This window comes from Falsirhodobacter xinxiangensis, from assembly GCF_004959935.1.
Taxonomy (GTDB): Bacteria; Pseudomonadota; Alphaproteobacteria; order Rhodobacterales; family Rhodobacteraceae; genus Falsirhodobacter; species Falsirhodobacter xinxiangensis.
Map to the genome: position 1 here is coordinate 210,682 of NZ_SMYN01000002.1, position 19,402 is coordinate 230,083.

Here is a 19,402-nt window from a genome sequence, read left to right on the forward strand (position 1 = left end):
GTGTAAATGAATGGTGCTGTGCGTTTTTCTGGCAGTGACGGAATAAAACACTTCGCATAGACGCCGAGGCAGCAAGAAGTCTCCACATGGCGGTCGTTGATTCGTCGGAGCTTAGGTCGCGGAATATCTGAATTTATTCGCACCAATGTCTTTTACATTCTCGGAATTGGATTTAAAGGTTCGTCAATATCGACTTTATTCCTAATTGCATTCTGCGAATGCTGCCAATTTTCCGCACGCTTCGTTATGTCCCTTTTGTTATCCTGCCTTAAGTATGAGTGAAATAGGTTTTCGCGATGAGAACACTGTTACCAGTAATCTTCGCCTGCGGCATTCTTCCTTCGGTTACACTCGCGCAGGAAGTTGAATTCAGTTTCGGCGCGCTCATCGCCTCCGATTACATATCGGACGGGGAATCCCTTTCCGGAGACAAGCCGGTCCTGCAAGGATATGTCGAATTGCAATACGGTCGGGTCTACGTTGGGGTGTGGGCCTCGACGTTGGATGACGGGACCGATACGGCCGAGGCGGATGTCACGATCGGGTATCGGCAAAGCATCGGGGATGTCGATATCGACATCAACTATGCCCGCACGATATATGACAAATCAGGCGACTGTTGCGGCGAATTCGCGATCTATGCCGAATACCCGCTGACTGACGATGCCACCCTTGGCGGGGGCATATCCTTCGATACGATTTCAGACGAAACCTCGGTCGATCTTGCGGCTGCCGTCGACTTTGCGGAAGCATGGACGATCAGCGGCGGCGTCGGCGCGGATTTCGACGCGACGGAGGAGGATGAGGACTCGGTTTCCTGGGATATCGGTCTGATCCGATCTTTCGGGGAAAACAGTTGGGGCGATATTCGTTTCTTCGATTCATCGATCGAATCCTCCCATGTCATCGTCTCGGTCGGATTCGACTTTTAGCCAGCAGCTCGACCTGCTGATTGCGGCGCTGGATCAGCTGGACACGGCCTTTGCGATCGTTCCGCGTGGCACGGATCGGAGGTCGGATGCGGATTGGGCGGCGAAAGTCCTGCTGACCCGGCGCAGCGCGAAGGGGGGTTGGGTGATAACTCGCGATCTGTCCGGCGCGCCCAATGTGCCGGGCTGGGGCATCTCGATCTCCTATGCCCGGGATTGGCTGGCTGTTGCCGTGTCAGCGCATCGGGCCGTCGGGATAGATATCGAGGCTGATCGCCTCATTCCTTGCAGTGACTGGCCGACGCATTTGATGACGCGCGCCGAAATTGCGCTGTTGCGCCGCGAACCCGCGCTGTTCCTGACGGTCTGGACGCTGAAAGAGGCGCTGTCCAAGGAAGCAGGGACCGGATTGATGGTGGATGGGGCGATGTTCGACACCGCCCCCTTTGCCGCCGCGCCACCTTTCGCGCTGTCACAGCGCAGACATGGCGGCCTTGCCTGTCATTGGCGCCTCCGGCTGAAGGATCAGCTCCACCACCTCGCGATCTCCCTCGGTCCGGGATGAGCTTGCGCGCAGCGGTCGCGCCGGATTGCCGCCCCACCGGCTGGCGGGCGCGGGCGCTTCGCCTTTCATCACGAAGCTCGCCGGCCCGACCGAGACCCCATCCCCAATGGCGGTTCCGTAGTGCACGAAGGCCCGCAGACCCAATGTCACGCCGTCCCCGATCTCGATCCGGTCCGATTTGAAGGTGCCATCCTCCAGCGAATGTGCCTGAACCGTGGTCATCATGTTCAGCGTGCAGTCGTTGCCGATCGCGGTCAGCGTGCGCTCCACGATCGCGCAGCCGTCGTCGTAAAGGTTGCGACCGACGCGAACCCCCAGGGCACGAAGGGCCAGCGCCTTGAACGGCGTGCCGTTCAGCACCGTAAGCACCTCGCCGGCCGAGAGTTTCCAGAACCGCTCATGCGCCCAGAAGGCCGCGTCATAGATCGAACAGAATTGCGGGCTATGGTGCCCGAACCCGTAGGATGCACGCTCGAACAGGATGGCGAGGGCGATCACAAGAAGATCGAGGGCGACGATCTGCACCGAAATCCAGAAGGGCCCGGTCATGTCCAGCCCATGCCAGACAAGATGCGATGCGGTGATGACAGCCGCCAAAAGCGCAAGGCGGGCCGCGATGAACAGAAGGGCGGTCGAAAGGTTGCTGCGGTTCTTCAAGCGGAGCCGGGCGGCCAGAACCTCCGGGGTCTTGTAGCTGTCGAAACGACGGTCGCGCGAGACGCTGCGCGGGATCGCAAAGGCGGGCGCACCCAGAAGCCCAGTGTCGCGGGGGGCCGCGCCCTCGACCGGGATCATGACCCGCGTGCCCAGCAGCACATTATCGCCGGTCGCGGCCTGAGCGGGATAGATGATGTCGTTGCCCAGGAAGTTGTCGCGCCCGAAGCGGATCGTGCCCAGCCGGAAGGCGGCGTTGGAGAAATCCGCATTCGCCATCGAAAGATCGTCCGACACCATCGTTCCCGATCCGAACTCGCACAGGAAAGGCACGTCATGGCGCTGCTGCACGCCGAAGTTCGATCCTGTCTGCTTCAGGTCGGGAAAGCGATAGCCCACCGCGCGGAGGTAGTGGACGATGGCCGAACTGTCGCCGAACAGCAGGTTGAAGAAGCGCGAGTTGGAATTGGCGGTGATCGTTCGCAACATGTAATGGCGCAGACCATAGAGCCTATAGATCCGCCCCTCCTGCAAAAAGCGCCACGCGATACGGGGCAGCACCAGAACGCGGGCCAGATCCAGCGCCATCACAGCGAAGAACAAAAGCGTGGCATAGACCAGAAGGGCGGGAAGCGTGGCCAGCGACTGACCGAAAAGATCGCTGTTCGGTGCCGCCGTCGCATAGGCCCCCATCCCCAGCAGAAGCAGCAGAACCGCGGCAGGACCGCCGGCCATCAGCCACCATCCCAGTTGCAGCACGGTAAATCCCAACCGCCGTGACAGAGGGACGGTTCCGGGGGGAAGCGTGCGGAACCGCGTGCGGCAGGGGATGGCGGGCACGCCGCCATGGCTCTCGCCCGCCGGTATGGTCTGCCCCTCCATCAGCGCCGAGACGTGGCCAAGCTCGGTATCGTCCTCCATCACGGTATTGATATCGAAGACCGATCCATCCCCGACGAAGGCGCGCGCGCCAATGGCGGTCGGTCCGGTCTGAATGCGCCCCCCCTCGGCGCGGTAACCGGGCAGCATCACATCGCGGCCGACGACGGCCCCTTTGCCGATGCTTACGAGGTCGGTGCACACCGGGGGCGGGCAGAGGACCATCGCATCCCATGCGACATTCGCGCCAAGCGCCCGCAGGAAGGCATTGTAGACCGGGGTGCCCGGCACCTGCGCCAAGGGCGAAAAGCGGATCAGTGTGCTGACGGTCCAGAACCTTGCATATGACAGGCTCCAGATCGGAAAACTCGCGGGGCGCCAGCGCCCGATCAGCACCCATTTTGCGATCACAGGCAGCGCCAAAAGCGCGAGGAATGCGAAGATGGAAAGCACTGCCGCCCGGGCATAGAGCCGTATCGGACCCACCGCCTCGGCCACCCATGCCAAGCCGATCTGCGCCAGCGAGACGGCGGCCCAGATTCCGGTGAATGTCGCCAGAAACTGAAAGCCTCCCGTCGCCCAATAGGCCGCACCAGAGGCGATATGCGCCGGCGCGGCGGGGGCCGTGTCATCGCCCACCTCCCTCGTCGCGTCGATCAGGGCGGCAAGCGCGTGCAGGGTCGGCGCGCCGTAGATTTCGCGCATGGACAGCCACGGGGCGTCGAAGGCCCGCCGCACACGGGTGCTGAACCGCGCGAGGATCAGCGAATTCGCCCCAAGATCGGCGAAGAAATCATCCATCACCGAAATCCGCTCGATCCTCAGAATATCCGCAAGCATGGCGGCCAGACGGGATTCAGTTGCGGTGACGGGCGCGACAAAGGCTGCGCTGCGCCGGATCAACCTTTGGCCGCTTGGCGGCGGCAATGCCTTTCGATCCGCCTTGTCGCTGGGCAGCATCGCGATGGCATCGAGCCGTTCATAGAAAGCGGGCACCATATACGAGGGCAGGGCCTTTTCCAGCGCATCCGCCAGCACCTCGGGCGGGACGTGATCGGTGGCGGTATAATAGGCGACCAGCTCGACCAGCCCCGGCTCGCTTTCGAACGGGGCGACGACGGCTTGCGCGATGCCCGGCTGCTGGAGGATCAGGGACTCGATCTCCGAAAGTTCCACCCGGTAGCCGCGGATCTTGACCTGCGTGTCGATCCGGCCAAGGTATTCCAGCAGCCCCTCGGCATTGACGCGCCCCAGATCGCCCGTCCGATAGATGCGCCGGGACGGGTTGTCCGGCAGGTCGAGGAAGTCGGCAACGAACGCCTTGGCCGTCAGATCGTCCCGCCCGACATAGCCCGAGGAGAGGCCGATCCCCGCGATCCCGATCTCTCCGCTCTCGCCCATCGCAAGGCAGTGGGGCGCATCGGGATCGAGGATGACCACGGTATAGGTGGCAAGCGGCAGGCCAAGCGTGACCGGCCCCGTGGCCGACAGGTGCGATATGGTCGCGGTCACCGTGATCTCGGTCGGGCCATAGGCATTCAGGATCGTGCGCCCTTCGCCATGCCAACGGCGGACGATCTCCTCCGGGCAAGCCTCGCCCGAAACGATCAGCAGGCGCAGATCCGGCAGCGGCTCGTCCAGGGTCGCAAGCAGGGTCGGCACGCAGCAAAGCGCGGTGATGCGCTGGCTGGCGAGGAAGGCGTGCAGGTCGGCCCCGACAAGACTGCCTTTCGCGCAGCTTGGCACCAGCGCGGCCCCGGCGATCAGCGGCACCCAGATCTCCTCGACCGAGAAGTCGAAGGCCAGCGTCAGGCCCTGATAGACGCGGTCGCCGGGACGGTAGCCATAGGTTTCCGCCGCGACGCGCACGAAATTGACGATGGAGGGGTGTTCGATCCTCACACCTTTGGGCCGCCCCGTGGAGCCGGACGTATAGATGACATAGGCCAGATCGTCCGGCGCGCGGGGCCGCCCCTGCCGCGCCGGTTCGATCACCACGGGCAGATCGAGCGCGATGGCAGGAAGTTCCGCCGCCTGCGCCAGTGCCAGATGTTCCGACATCGTCATGACAGCGGCGACCCCGGCATCGGCCGCGATGTAGCGCACACGGTCGGGCGGAAAGACCGGGTCGAGCGGGACGTAGGCCGCCCCAATCCTCAGCACCGCCAGCATCGCGACATAGGCTTCGGCGCAGCGGCCGAACAGCAGCGCCACCACGTCGCCCGGACCGTATCCCGCCGCCTCCAGCCGGGTGGCCAGTCGCGCCGCCTGATCGTCGAGCGCGGCGAAAGTGACCGTGCCCGACGGGGTCTCCACCGCGATTGCGTCCGGGTGCCGGGCAAGTGCCGCTGCGAAAAGATGTTCAAGCCGCTCGCCAGGCTGCCAGCGCGCGGCATTGTTCGTCGGGCGCCGCAGGATGCACGGCGCCGCTGAAACGTCCTTCATCCCATGCCCCCGTCGCTAATGCGCCGTGGCTGCGACCCGAGCCGCGCCTTCGAGGATGTCGAGCCCGCGATCCAGAAGGTCATCCGGCACCGTCAGCGCGGCAAGCACCTTCACCACCTCGCCATGCGGGCCGGAGGTTTCGATGATCAACCCCGCAGCGTGGCAGCGCGCGATGATGTCGGCGGCAAGGCTGCCGGACCTGCAATCGAGGCCACGGATCATCCCGCGCCCCTTCACCCGGCTGCCGCGCACCGATCGCGCGATCGCCGACAGACGTTGCCCGAGCCGTTCGGCCTTGACCGCGACCTGCATGGCGAATCTTGGGTCCGACCAGAACTTCTCTACCGCGACACGTGCGGTTACGAACGCGTGGGTGTTGCCGCGGAACGTGCCGTTATGCTCTCCGGGCGACCAGACATCGTGGCGGGGATGGATCAGCAGGATGGCCATCGGCAGCCCGAAGCCCGACAGGGATTTGGACATCGTCACGAGGTCCGGTTCGATCCCTGAATGTTCGAAGCCGAAGAAGTCGCCGGACCTGCCGCAACCGGCCTGAATCTCGTCCAGGATCAGGAGGGCGCCGTGGCGGCGTGCGATCTCGGCGACCCGGCGCAGCCAGGCGGGGCGGGCGACGTTCAGGCCGCCTTCGCCCTGCACCGCCTCGACGATGATGGCGGCGGGGGCGTCGATCCCGCCCGAAGGATCGTCAAGCATCTTTTCCAGCACATCAGACGTGTCGATGGCGGGGCCGAGATAGCCGTCGAACGGGAACCGCGACACGCCCCCAAGCCCAAGCGCGGGCCCGATCCGGTTGCCCCGGTTGCCCGTCGCCGCCAGAGCGCCCATCGTGACGCCATGATAGCCGTTGGTGAAGGCGATCACATTCGTGCGCCCGGTGATCTTGCGAGCCAGCTTCAGCGCCGCCTCGACCGCGTTCGCGCCTGTCGGACCAGTGAACTGCACGCGATACTCAAGCCCGCGCGCGTCGATGATGTGGCGGCTGAAAGCCTCCAGAAACGCGGCCTTGGTGGTCGTGAAGAGATCCAGCCCATGCGCGATCCCGTTCGCATCGATATGGTCGATCAGTGCCCGCTTCATGTCCGGGTCGTTGTGACCGTAATTGAGTGACGCGCAACCCGACAGGAAGTCGATATATTCCCTGCCTGAGACGTCGTGGATCAGACTGCCTTCGGCGTGGCTGAACACGGCGGGGTAGGATCTGCAGTAACTTCGAACCTGCGACTCCCGGGTTTCGAATACGGAAGAGGTCATCTCGGATTGCGCGGAATCACGCATTTCACACCCTCACTTGTCAAAATGAAATCGCTAATCGGTAGGTGTCGTTGGTAGGTGATTCCAAATGATGATAGCGCCGATTTGGATTCCGTTTACTCGAACTTTCGTCTCATGAAGTTGCAAATTATTTTCATGGTGGGAGCAATAGTCGCGAGCATTTCATATCAATGCCTTGGGCCGTTCTTCTTATCGAGCGAATAAGCATTCTGCATTGCAAACCGAGCAAATAATGTGCGCTTGGCGAAAGATTCCCAATTCGCAAAACGTCGATGTTGGCTTGTGATATCATGAGCCACCAAGCCTTAAGGTAAAATACTTCATCATTAACAATGCATTATCGAAAGCGAGTATTGAAGACCTAGGCGAAGCATTGCTGCCCATCCCATCGCGCCCAAAGATTTCGGCTCGAATTACGCCCTAATTGCGCAAGTGTATAATAATTCGCAAAATTCAATCACTGGTTGTTTGCCAAAAATATTGCCAATTCAAAACGTGATGCAGGATTTAAGAATCATCCAATCATGATGTAACCTTGTTGAAAGTGTTTTGGTGCGTATTTGGTAAATGTTGGAGGCTATAGGGAACGGTGTGACACGCAATGAAGTTGCGATCCGCTGTTTCCCATCGAGCCAAGATATTGGCAAAACTTCCAATTTTCAGGATGAAGGTCGGTTCGAGCAAGTCTGCTTGGCCGAAGTTCGGCCGCTGGAGACAGGCCGCATAGAGTTACGAGGGGAAGGGAATCAGAATGAAAATCGAAGCCGAGACTTTTTCCATCACCGATACCGATGGTGACTCCGCCATCCGGACCCCCGCCAATCCCGAACCGGGGGCGACGGCGGCGAATTCCGGGCCGGGGCTTGAATACGACGCGAACAGGCTCCGCCCGGGATATGAGGGAACCGGCTATTTGGACCTTGGCAATGATGTCGGGGATCGGGCCTCCTTCACCTATACTGCGGCGACGGCGGGCACTTATGAGCTTGCCTTCCGCTATGCCAACGGCGGATCGGGGGACAGGCCGATGGCCGTGACGGTGGGGGGCGTGACGCAGAACGTCTCGTTCCCATCGACGGGCGCACCTGCCGCAACTGGCTGGAAAACCTGGGCGGAGGCGACGGTGGACGTGACGCTTGCCGCAGGGACGAATACGATCACTTGGGCGAACACGACGACCAATGCGCCGAACCTTGATCATGTGGACGTCAATCCCGCAGATGCCGGGCCGGTCGATCCGCGCGATCAGATATTCTTCGACCCGGTTGCCAAGATAAACTTCCAGCCACCCGCCGGGCAGACCGCGCAAGGGCTTCCTTCGGGATATCAGACGCCGTCGGGCTTCATTGCCGACACCGGGGCCGCCTATGGCGCGCGGGGTGGCGGGCGCAGCTTCGGCTGGGTGACGGAGGCGTCGGTTGCCGATGGGACCGCGAACGGCACCCTCGCTTCGGCTCTGCCAACGGGGGCCGCGTGGTATAAAGGCACCGTGGCGGGGGCGTCGAACCTGCAGAAAACATATGCCCATTTCGAATATCCCTCGGCCGGAGCCGCAGGCGCGCGCGCGTGGGAAATGGCGGTCGAGAACGGCACCTATCTGGTCAAAGCCTCGATCGGCGATACGGCAGGGGCATTCGACAGCACCTATGCCCTGCGGATGGAGGGGCAGTCCGCGATGCCGAACTGGGTGCCCGCCAACCCGCCCAGCGGATCGCAGGCCGGAGGCGGCTTCCGTTCGGCGCTGGTCACCAAGGCGGTGACGGTGACGGATGGGCGGCTGACCATAGATTCCATCGGCGGCACCAACACCGAGATCCAGTGGCTGGAGGTGGAACGCATCCCCGATCTGACCCCGACCGACAACCGACCCGCCAATGCCGATTATTCCTTCTTCACCGCCCCGGTCGCGGATTCGCTCGCCGATGGTCAGGTGTCGATCGCCATCGGGGCCAACGGCAAGTTGCCGGTCGATATAGACCCCACCTCGACGCTGGTGGTCGGCGTGTCGCTGCAGGGGTCTGGCTATCGCGGCCCCAACATCGCCTATACCGACAATGTGAAGCTGATCGAAACGCAGACTGGCGCCGAGGTATCCGTTGCCGTTCAGGTGTCGGGCGGGGCCGACACGCTGAACATCCGGCCCATCGATACGCTGAAGGAAAATACGTCCTATACGCTGAAGATCGAGAATGTTCTGGACCTTGGAAACCTCGGCGATCCGAACGCTCCGCTGCGCCAGATGCAGGACCTGACCACCAGTTTCGTCACAGGCACCGCACCCGTCATCGCGCCGAAAGAGGTCGCCTTCGATACGGTGACCGTGCTGAACGGCTTTGCCGACGGGGCGGGCGGTTTCACTGCGATCGAGCTTGGCCGCGACGGCAAACTCTATGCCGCGACGATCACGGGCGAGATACACCGCTGGACGGTGAACGAGGATGGCACGCTGAACAAGGCCAGCAAGGAAAGCCTGTCGTTGGATTATTTCGACGCACCGAACGGGCAGCGCCGTGGCATCGTCGGCTTCACCTTCGACCCCGACGATCCGCGCACCATCTGGATCACGGACAACGCGCCGATCCCGCGCGAATCCACCGCCTTCAACACGCCTGAATTTTCGGGCCGCATCTCCAAGATCGTGCTGGGCGAGGGGCAATCCTTCACGGGCGCGACGGCAGAGACCTATGCGCGCAACCTGCCTCGGTCCGGGGGCGACCATCTGACCAACAGCCTCGAATTCCGCGACAACCCTTCCGCCACGGGCCCGGACCATCTGCTTTATCTGACGCAAGGGTCGAACTCTGCCGCAGGCTCGCCGGATTCGGCTTGGGGCGCGCGTCCCGAACGACTGCTGAGCGCATCGGTGCTGGAAATTGATCCGACCCGCACCCCACCCGCAGGCGGTTTCAACCTTCAGACCGAACCCAGCACCAGCAACCCAACTTATCGCGCGCCCTCGGGCTTCAACGCGAACGGCACCTATCCCGGTTTCTACAACCCATTCGCCTCGGATGCCGTGGTCAAAATTTATGCCACCGGGGTTCGCAATGCCTATGATCTGGTCTGGCATTCCAACGGCAATCTGTATGTGCCGACGAACGGGACGGCCGCGGGCGGGATGACGCCGGACGATCCCACCCAGACCGCATTCGACACCTCGCTCGTGAATGCGCCAAAGCAGTTCGACTACCTGTTCAAGGTGGACAAAGGCGGCTTTTACGGCCACCCGAACTCGCTGCGGAAGGAATACATCCTGAACGGCGGCAACCCCACCGCCGGCAAGGACCCGAACGAGGTCGTCAGCGGCAACGACGGCGATCCCCTGACCAACGGCTATGCCGTCGGGGTGAAGCCGGATGCCGATTACGACCTGCGCGACATCTACAGTCTTGGCTACAACCGCTCTCCCAACGGCGCGATCGAGTATCAGGGCAACGCCTTCGGCGCCACGCTGAAGGGCGCGCTGCTGGTCGCCCAATTCTCGGTGGGCGACAATGTGCGGATGCTTCAACTTGGCGAAGACGGCGCCGTGATCGGCGACGACGTGCTGCGCCGACCGAACGGGGCCGTCATCAACAATTTCATCGACCCGTTGGATATCATCGAAAACCCGCTGACAGGGCAGCTTTACCTGATGACGCTGAACCGCGCGACGGGGGCCAGCCAGATCGTTCTGATGAATCCCAAGCCCGGCGTGACCATCACCGACACCACCGCGGACGAGGGCGGCGATCTTGCACTGGTCGCCGTGAACCTGACCAATCCGGCTGCGGCGATCTTTCAGGTGAACGGGCTGGATGACGACATCACCGCACTGCGCGTGGCTTTCGGCAATCGGCCCGAGATCGTCGTCACGCTCGACGGCAACGACCGCTTCACCGCCAACCTTGCGGGCATCCCGGCAGGTCCGGTGACGGCGGCGCTGACCGTCGTGGACGATGCGCTGAACACGGCAACCAAGAACCTGAACTTCACGGTTCCCGCCGCGCCCACCTATCAACCGCTGGTCACCATTCAGGCCGAGGATCGCACCCCCGGCGACGGCACCTCGGTGTCGATCCCGACCACCGGCGGGCAGATCGTGATCCGCGATGCCCAGAACCGCGAAACGGGCAGCCAGCCCGGCATGACCAACGGGCTTTGGAACGGTGCCTTCGGCACCGACGGTAACACCAACGGCAATGACGGTATCCCCGGTGGCTATGCAGATTTCGGATCGACGAACAACGATTACCTGACCTTCAGCTTCAACTCGGCAACCGCTGGCGCGGGGCTGCTGCGGTTCAGATATTCCAACGCCTCGGGCAACCGTCCGCTGGCTGTGGAGGTGAACGGCACCCCCGTTGGAACGCAGGCGTTCAACCCCACGGGCAGCTTCGCAACATGGGCGACGGTTGAACTTGCAGCGACGCTGAAGGCCGGGGTGAACACCGTCACGCTGCGCTCGACCGCCAATACCGGGCCGAACATCGACCAGCTGGAGGTTCTGAAACAAGGTGGCGGTCAGCAGCCCACCGCTCCGAATGACGGCACCATGACCGTGGGCGGCGTCACCTATGTCAAATACGAAGCCGAAAAGGCGATCTTTACCGGCGATCCTGCGATCGCGGGCGGTCGGGGCCAATCAGGCACGGGGTTCGTCGATTTCCTTGGCCCCGACACGGAAACGCTGACATGGACGGTTTCGGTCGCGCAGGCCGGCAACTACGGCATGGACGTGGTCTATGCCCTGGGCGCGGGCAAGGCCGCGCGGCCCATGGGGCTTTCCGTCAACGGCACGGCGCAATCGCCCTTGCCTTTCCCCGCCAACTCCAACGCGGGCGAGACGACTTGGGGCCCGCAAGCTGGCACGGTCAACCTGCCGGCCGGCATCAGCAAGATCACCATCACCGCACCGGGGGGTGTTGCGCCCAATGTCGACTACCTTCGCATCACGCAGAACCCGCTTGCGGGCGGCGCGACCAACCCCGCCGAAATCGACGGCTCGGGGCGCATCCAGTTGGAGACAACCAATGGCAGCGCCAAGATCGTCTCGCCCAACACGGTCGATTTCTTCTTCACGGTCGAGGATGACGGTCTTTACAAATTCGACACCGCCGCGAATGCAGGCGCGCCAAATGGCGGAACCCTGCGCTGGTATCTGAACGGGACCGAGGTCGGCCAGACCGGATATCCCGGCGCGAACGAAGTATCTGTCTTTGCCGATCTGGATGCCGGGCAGCAGTATCAGCTTCGCGTGGTGTCCGCGTCTGCGGGTGCGAATGCGCTGGATTATCTGGACGTGGCGACGCAGCCGGTGAACAACGCCGCCGACATTGCCGTGCAAAGCCTCGATTCCGCCTATTACGACGACCGGCTGCATTTCTCGTGGCTGGAGAATGCCGTGATGCCGGGCAATGCCGACCGCGACATGAAGGAAAACGCCAGCGTCCGCATCACCAATACCGGAACAGCGCCGCTGTCCGTGCTGTCGTCGCTGTTGGAAGGGCCGTTCAAACTGGCCAACCCGGCGGCGCTTCAGGGGCTGACCTTGGCCGCTGGCGCCTTTGCCACGGTCGAGGTTCTGTTCGATCGCAGCAAATACACGCCGCCGACTTCGAACGTGGACGGAACATCGACCGTGTTCGAGGGCAAGCTGAAGCTGGTGACAAACGATGCCGACAGCCCAGTGGCCGAGGTCGATCTGGCCGGATTCTGGCAATCGAAATGGGAATCGGGGCAGGAGCCGAACGTCAACGAAATCTGGGGCATCTTTGGCTTCGGCAACCGGATCGAAGGGCTGAAGCTGACCGGCGGGGGCGAAAATTCGACGCTTTCGACCAAGGACGTCTATGCCAAGACTGACGATACCGAGATCCTCTCGCCCTATTGGAAGATCGCGGATGGGGTCACCAATGCCCGCATCACCCAGATCGCCGCCTTTCACGGGCCGGGAGGCGCGACGATGGGCATCCACAATCCCGACGCCAAGAACGGTACGATCAACTTCTGGAACCACCAGACCGCCGACAACCAGCGGCTTTTGCCGAACATGACCAACGAGACGACCTTTGCGACCAAGGTCTTCTCGCGCACCGATGTGCCGGATGGGTGGAAGGGGGACGACGTCTTCGGGATCAATGTCGCGGGCCTGTCCAGCGATCCGCGCCTGAACCCGCGCGGCGGGGTGGAGGTGCCGGGCACGCAACAGGGCCATACGGTCAAGATATTCCAGGCGGTGGATGAAAGCGGCGCGGCGATCCCCAATGTTTTCCTCGGGATCATGGATTATACGGGCATCAACTATGACTATAACGACAACCTGTTCGTGATCGAAGGGGTGGCCCCCGTCGGCACCGGCCCATCGACGCCGATCGGCGCGGCGGCTGCGATGATGGCGATGGACGAATTCCTGTTCCTGCCGTCAGCAGAGCTTGCGATCGCTCCGCTCGACACCCCGCCGGACGATCCGCTGCCCATTATCGCCGAAAGTCCCGACTACCTGCTCTGACATATCCGGGGCGGCATTTGCATGCCGCCCCATTCGGTTCCGCCGTCGATGACTTGCGTGAATCGCACACCCCGGGCAGCATTGCCCAGTGACGAGTGAGAGAGTTTCCCATGCCGGTGCCCTTTGCCGCGCCCGTTCACGCCCATTCAGCGGCGATGATGGCAACCCGTTGCTTCAAAGTCCTGCCGATGGCCGACGCCTTTCCTCATGCGGAAAGACTTTCGGCATTTGTGATCTTCCCAAGGAGTATGTGACCAATGCGCAGCATTACCGGGTGCCTTGCCCTGTCCCTGCTTTCCGTCATCCAGCCCGTTTGCGCATCGGCTGGAACCGTCAATTTCGTATATCTCAGCCCGTCCGACAAGGCGTATCGCGAGGATTACAATTCAGCCATAGAAACCGCAGTTTCCGATTTGACCGGATGGCTTGCCGCCAATCTGGACGGTCATAGGCTCAACACCAGCGAAGTCGTCTGGCGCCAGACCGAAAACCCGGCTGCATATTACCGTGGCGATGGTTCCGACCCGGCCGATCAGTATCAGTTCTGGAATTACGTCCTTCAGGATGCGTTCGAGACGACGGGCGGGCGGTTCTACGACCCCGAGAACGTGTGGATCTACTATATCGATGCCGATCCCAATCCGGGGCAGACCGTCGGTGGCGGGGCAGGGGTCGCATTGATGCCTGCCAACGAATTGCGCGGCCTTGCGGGAGAGCCGCTTGTTCCCATCGATCCCGGCGACAGCACGGACAACACCGGCTTTGATCGCGGGGTGGGCGTGCTGGGCCATGAACTTGGACATGCGCTAGGGTTGCCGCATCCGCCGGGAAGTCCGGGCGGCGTCTTCGATTATTCGCTCATGTACTATGGCTACCTCAATTTCCCCAACACCTACCTTCGGGATGTAGAGAAGGAACATCTGCTGGCGTCCGGTTTCTTCTCGGACCCGGCGCCGGTGCCGCTCCCGCTTTCGGGATGGATGCTTTCTGCGGGGCTCCTGTCGCTGTTCTGGCTCAGGCGTCCCGTAGGCCCGAGCGTAAGAAAACTCGCGCACGTATCGATGAAGCGGATTCACGTCTCGAATTCTGAATGTTAGCTTCTGGCATGCCGAAAGTGCCAGCCGGCCATGCCGCTGCAGCAAACGGTCGGGCTAGTCGCCAGCCTGATCGAGATGGCGGAATTGGACAGCTGAGAATGGAGCGGGTGAAGGGAATCGAACCCTCGTATTCAGCTTGGGAAGCTGCTGCTCTACCATTGAGCTACACCCGCGTCGGGGATGACCTAGCCGCTTGGAATGGCGACGTCAAGACTCGGGCAGGATCAACATGTCGATGACATGCACGACCCCATTCGACTGCCGAAGGTCCGCCGCCGCGATGCGTTGAGACTGCCCGCCCGAGCTTCGCAGCAGAACTTCGTCGCCCACACGTTGCATGGTCAAGGTGCAGCCACCCACGGTCCGCACGATGCGGGATTGTCCGGGCTGCAACGTTGCTGCAAGCGCCTGCGTCGGAGCCATGTGGCAGGTCAAAAGCTCCACCAACTCTTCGCGGTCCAACTGTCCCAGCCCCGAAAGCCGAGAGAAGGCTGCGTCGGTCGGGGCGAAGATCGTATAAGGGCCGCGATTGCCAAGGGCGCGGTCGATGCCCGTCGCGTGCATCGTTGCCGCAAAGGTCCGGTGCTGCGCCGAATGGGCTGCAAAATCATAGACATTCTCGGCCACGGCCGGGAAGGCGAACAGGATCATGGCAGCGGCGAGGCGGAAGGGACGCATCGGGAATCTCCGTCGGAACAACTTTGCCCAACGCGTGGCGGCGCTTCCGGTTCCACCCTTGCACAAGACAAGCGGCAGGTTTACGTTCGATTTTAACCGAGAATTGGAGGGCGATCACATGGCGCCCGAGCGTCCCAGGGGTGCGGACGCGATCCCGGCGCAGCTTTCTGCGCGGGTAGAACCTTCCGCAACCCCGCCGGGGTCTTCGCTTTATGCGGCGCTTGACCTTGGCACGAACAGTTGCCGCATGTTGATTGCCCGGCCAAGGGGCAGTCATTTTCAGGTCGTGGACAGTTTTTCCAAGACCGTTCAACTTGGCCTTGGGCTGGAGGCATCCGGCCGGCTTTCGCGCGCCTCGATGGGGCGTACGGTGCAGGCGCTGCGCATCTGCAAGGGAAAGCTGGACAAGCATGGCGTGCGCCGCATGCGTCTGGTCGCGACCGAGGCGTGCCGCCGCGCGCGCAACGCCCGCGATTTCATTCGCATGGTGCGCCGTGAAACCGGCCTCGCGCTGGAGATCATCGCACCGGAGGAGGAAGCACGCCTTGCCGTCATCTCCTGCGCGCCATTGGTCAGCCCGAAGACCGAACAGCTGCTGGTCGTCGATATCGGCGGCGGCTCGACCGAGCTTGTCTGGATCGACCTGTCCGACGTGTCGCCCGAAGATCGCCCACGGTCGATCATGGCGCTACGGACCGGGTTTTCAGGGCAGGATGGCGCGGCGCGGGTCGTGGACTGGATCTCGGTCCCACTCGGGGTTGCGACGCTCAAGGATCAGTTCGGTGATGTCGAGGACGATGCCGCACGTTTCGCCCTGATGAGCTGGTTCTTCGAGGAGAATCTGTCCAGCTTTTCACCCTATAACGCGAACAACCCGCGCGAGGGGTTTCAGATCATCGGAACCTCGGGGACGGTCACGACGGTCGCGGCGTCCTTCCTCGGCTTGCGGCGCTATGACCGCACCAAGGTTGACGGGCTGCACATGACCTCGGACCAGATCGACACGGTGATCCGGGACTATCTTGCGCTCGGCCCCGAAGGGCGGCGCAGCGATCCTCAGATCGGACGCGATCGGCACAGCCTGATCATGTCGGGCGCGGCGATCCTTCAGGCCCTGATGCGCATCTGGCCCACCGACCGGCTTTCGGTCGCGGACCGGGGCCTGCGCGAGGGGCTTCTCTATGCACAGATGAACGCGGATGGCGTTCTGGAAGACGGACCATTGAAATGACGGAAAAGAACACTTCGGGCCGCGGGCAGCGCGATCTTCGCGTGCGGGTGAAGACGGCGAAGGGGCGCAAGCTGTCTTCGACGCTGTGGCTGGAGCGGCAGTTGAACGACCCCTATGTCGTGAAGGCGAAGAAGGAAGGCTACCGCGGTCGCGCCGCCTATAAGATTCTGGAACTGGATGACAAGTTCGGCTTTCTGAAGCCGGGTGCGCGCGTGGTCGATCTTGGCTGCGCGCCGGGTGGCTGGTGTCAGGTCGCCGTCGCGCGGGTGAATGCGCTGGGCGAGCGGTCGGCCAAGCAGGGCACGGTGCTGGGCGTCGATCTGCAAGAGGTGGAGCCGATCCCGGGCGCCGAAATCCACCAGCTGGATTTCCTGTCCGACGATGCAGATATGCTGGTCAAGGGCTGGCTCGGCGGCGCGGCAGACGTGGTTATGAGCGACATGGCCGCAGCCAGTTCGGGCCACAAGGGCACGGATCACCTGCGCATCATCGCCCTGTGCGAGGCAGCAGCGGAGTTTGCGTTCGACGTGCTGGAGGAAGGGGGCACCTTCGTCGCCAAGGTTCTGGCAGGCGGTGCCGAGAATGAGCTTCAGCAGATTTTGAAGAAGAACTTCACCAAGGTCGCGAACGTGAAGCCGCCGGCGTCACGCTCCAATTCTTCGGAAAAGTTCGTCGTGGCTATGGGGTTCAGGGGGCGGCGGGCTTAACCGCCCCAGCTCCGCACCGGGCCGCAATCCATGTGGACGAAGTTGGAGCGCGAATAACGCCCCACGCCGCCCGAGGAGCAGGCCTCCGCCGCGCGGGCCATCTGGCTGACCGACCGGGATTTCAGTCGCAGGTCGGCGGCCTGGCCGACCATATGCAATGAATTGCGCGCAACGCCGCCCGAGCGGGACCGAAGCATGGCGTTGGTCTTGGGGCTGCGATATCCGGACAGAAGCATATAGGGTTCGGACACATCCATTAGGCGGTGGGACGCGGCCATGATGTCGATGGTTCGGGGGTCCATCTGGACCGTGTCGCTGGTCCGCCAGTCGCGCATGAAATGGTTGATCTCGCGCAGACCCTCGGGGATATACTCGCCTTCGATCCAATAGATCGTGTCGAGGCTTTCGCCGGTCCGGCCAGAATACATCTTGATTCGGCGAACGTCGCCAGCGCCGCGAAGGAAGCCGAACGCTTGCGATGTCGTGGGTGCTGCCACCACCATCGTTGCTGCGAATGCCCCCAGAAGCCCGCGTCGCGTCAGCCCCGGTAAGGATGATCCTGCCATTTTTGCCTGTCCCGCTTCGATCTTGCCACGTCTGTCTGTGCCGACAGTTCGTCTGCACTCTATGCCATAAGGCGCACGGATTCCCAAGATAGCGTTACGAAAAACGCGAGGGCGGGGTTGCGGATCGGCAGACAACCGCTGATGCCGGTGCGTGATGCATGTTCGTCACCGCAAGTTGCAGGAATGTCACGCGCGCCATGGCCGCGAAACGGACTGCATGGACAGCGGTCCGGCGGTTGTAAATGATGACGTTGAAGCGATTTTTCCTTTGGGTTTTTCAATGACGCGGCGGCTGAGACTGGGACATGCCCTTTGGCTGATGATGGCTTTTCTGCCACCAAGCGCCGTCGTGGCGCAGGAGGCCGGGCTGGCCCAGGTCATCGCGAGCGCCGCCGGAAGCGGCGATCAGATCGCAAGATTCTATCAGGAGCGGCATTACGCGCCGCTTTGGACCGGCCCGGATGCGTCGGAACGGCGGCAAATCTTCCTTGATGCCATTGCGACCGCATCCGAACACGGCCTGCCCACATCGCGCTATGACGCCGCGGGGCTGATCGCACAGCTTCGGGCCGTCTACACCCCCGACGATCTGGGGCGGGTCGAGATGGCGATCACCCGCGCCTTCCTTGCCTATGCCCATGACCTGCGGTCGGGGGCAATCGTTCCGGGCCGCGTCGATCCAACGATCGTGCGCGATGTCAGCCATAGGGAGCCCCTTGCCGAACTCGCCGCGTTCGAGGCTGATCCGGCGGGGTTTCTGCGCAAGCTGCCGCCGCAGGACCCGGAATATGCGCGGCTGATGCGGGCGGCGCGGCTGCTGCGCTCCGCCGATTGGGGGCGCGCGGTCCCCGCATCGATCCTGCGGCCCGGCCAATCGGGCGCGAGCGTGGTCGCGCTGCGCGACCGTCTGATCGCCATGCGTTATCTGGGGCGCACCGCGGCCGCCACTTATGACACGCCGCTGCGCGAGGCCGTGGCACGTTTCCAGACGGATCACGCCCTTTCCGCCGACGGCATCGCGGGCGAGGCGACGCTTGCCGCGCTGAACATCGGCCCGGACGAGCGGTTGAAATCCGTCCTCGTCGCATTGGAGCGGCAACGCTGGATGAACGCGGATCGCGGCGCGCGGCACATCTGGGTGAACCTTGCCGATTTCACGACACAGATCGTGGACGGGGGCGAGGTCGTGTTCCAGACCCGTTCGGTCATCGGCAAGGAGGTTCCGGATCAACGCACGCCGGAATTTTCCGATGTCATGGATCACATGGTCATCAACCCCTCGTGGTTCGTGCCGCGATCGATCGTGACGCAGGAATACCTGCCGCAGCTTCAGCGCAATCGCAACGCGGTGTCGCATATCCATGTCGTCGATGCGAATGGACGGGTGGTGGATCGGGGGGCGGTCAATTTCGGCGCCTACACTGCGCGGACCTTCCCGTTTTCGATGCGCCAACCGCCATCCGACCGGAATGCGCTGGGCCTTGTGAAGTTCATGTTTCCCAACAAGTGGAACATCTATCTTCATGACACGCCATCGAAATCCCTGTTCGACAGGGCTGCACGCGCCTTCAGCCATGGCTGTGTGCGCTTGGCCGATCCGTTCGATTTCGCCTATGCTCTGCTGTCGGCGCAGGAGGCCGATCCCGAGGGGGCTTTCCGCAAGATCCTTGCCAGCCGCAAGGAAACGCGGGTGAACCTTGCGCAGCCTGTGCCGGTGCATCTTGTCTATTTCACCGCGGTGGCGCCCGCGGTCGGGCAGATCAACTATCATCCCGACATCTATGGCCGCGATGCGGCGGTCTGGGATGCGCTGGACGCCGCCGGGGTGGCATTGCGCGAGGTTCAGGGTTAGATCAGTTCCGTCAGTA

General features: G+C 62.6%; 11 protein-coding genes and 1 tRNA gene. 7 read left to right on the plus strand and 5 right to left on the minus strand.

Going from position 1 to position 19,402, the window contains the following annotated elements:
- Positions 1-296: 296 nt before the first annotated feature.
- Both E2K76_RS03155 and E2K76_RS03160 read left to right on the plus strand, forming a co-directional pair.
- Complete coding sequence (locus E2K76_RS03155; RefSeq protein ID WP_136682814.1) at positions 297-932, plus strand: TorF family putative porin; 636 nt, start codon at positions 297-299, stop codon at positions 930-932.
- A complete protein-coding gene (locus tag E2K76_RS03160; protein ID WP_136682815.1) occupies positions 901-1,494 on the plus strand; it encodes a 4'-phosphopantetheinyl transferase family protein in 594 nt (197 codons plus the stop codon). Before E2K76_RS03155 ends, E2K76_RS03160 begins: the two co-directional genes overlap by 32 nt.
- Here E2K76_RS03160 and E2K76_RS03165 read toward each other — a convergent pair.
- Both E2K76_RS03165 and ectB read right to left on the minus strand, forming a co-directional pair.
- On the minus strand, positions 1,402-5,472 hold the full coding sequence (locus E2K76_RS03165) for a Pls/PosA family non-ribosomal peptide synthetase (protein WP_136682816.1): 4,071 nt from the start codon (positions 5,470-5,472) through the stop codon (positions 1,402-1,404). The genes E2K76_RS03160 and E2K76_RS03165 overlap by 93 nt on opposite strands.
- Positions 5,473-5,487: 15 nt before the next feature.
- Positions 5,488-6,744 carry a diaminobutyrate--2-oxoglutarate transaminase gene (gene ectB, locus E2K76_RS03170; protein WP_136682998.1) on the minus strand — a complete coding sequence of 419 codons (1,257 nt, stop codon included), beginning with the start codon at positions 6,742-6,744 and terminating at the stop codon, positions 5,488-5,490.
- A gap of 772 nt (positions 6,745-7,516) precedes the next feature.
- Between ectB and E2K76_RS03175 the strand changes: the two genes are divergently transcribed.
- Positions 7,517-13,255, plus strand: coding sequence for a CBM35 domain-containing protein (locus tag E2K76_RS03175; RefSeq protein ID WP_136682817.1), 5,739 nt, complete (start codon positions 7,517-7,519; stop codon positions 13,253-13,255).
- Positions 13,256-13,512: 257 nt separating this feature from the next.
- On the plus strand, positions 13,513-14,352 hold the full coding sequence (locus E2K76_RS03180) for a hypothetical protein (protein WP_136682818.1): 840 nt from the start codon (positions 13,513-13,515) through the stop codon (positions 14,350-14,352).
- Positions 14,353-14,451: 99 nt separating this feature from the next.
- Here the strand turns inward: E2K76_RS03180 and E2K76_RS03185 are convergent.
- Together E2K76_RS03185 and E2K76_RS03190 are read right to left on the minus strand one after the other, a co-directional pair.
- Positions 14,452-14,525: transfer RNA gene (locus tag E2K76_RS03185), tRNA-Gly, on the minus strand.
- A 34-nt stretch (positions 14,526-14,559) separates the two neighbouring features.
- Complete coding sequence (locus tag E2K76_RS03190) at positions 14,560-15,030, minus strand: fasciclin domain-containing protein (protein WP_136682819.1); 471 nt, start codon at positions 15,028-15,030, stop codon at positions 14,560-14,562.
- 118 nt (positions 15,031-15,148) lie between these two features.
- On the opposite strand from E2K76_RS03190, the gene E2K76_RS03195 reads away from it, so the two are divergent.
- Positions 15,149-16,261 (plus strand): Ppx/GppA phosphatase family protein, encoded by a 1,113-nt coding sequence (locus E2K76_RS03195; protein WP_136682820.1) that lies wholly within the window; start codon positions 15,149-15,151, stop codon positions 16,259-16,261.
- Complete coding sequence (locus E2K76_RS03200) at positions 16,258-16,968, plus strand: RlmE family RNA methyltransferase (RefSeq protein WP_136682821.1); 711 nt, start codon at positions 16,258-16,260, stop codon at positions 16,966-16,968. Before E2K76_RS03195 ends, E2K76_RS03200 begins: the two co-directional genes overlap by 4 nt.
- Here the strand turns inward: E2K76_RS03200 and E2K76_RS03205 are convergent.
- Positions 16,965-17,534, minus strand: coding sequence for a YcbK family protein (locus E2K76_RS03205; RefSeq protein ID WP_136682822.1), 570 nt, complete (start codon positions 17,532-17,534; stop codon positions 16,965-16,967). The two genes, E2K76_RS03200 and E2K76_RS03205, sit on opposite strands and share 4 nt — an antisense overlap.
- A gap of 280 nt (positions 17,535-17,814) precedes the next feature.
- Here E2K76_RS03205 and E2K76_RS03210 point away from each other — a divergent pair, with 280 nt between their 5' ends.
- Positions 17,815-19,386: a L,D-transpeptidase family protein gene (locus E2K76_RS03210; protein WP_136682823.1), complete on the plus strand. Its 1,572-nt coding sequence runs from the start codon at positions 17,815-17,817 to the stop codon at positions 19,384-19,386.
- Positions 19,387-19,402 lie beyond the last annotated feature (16 nt).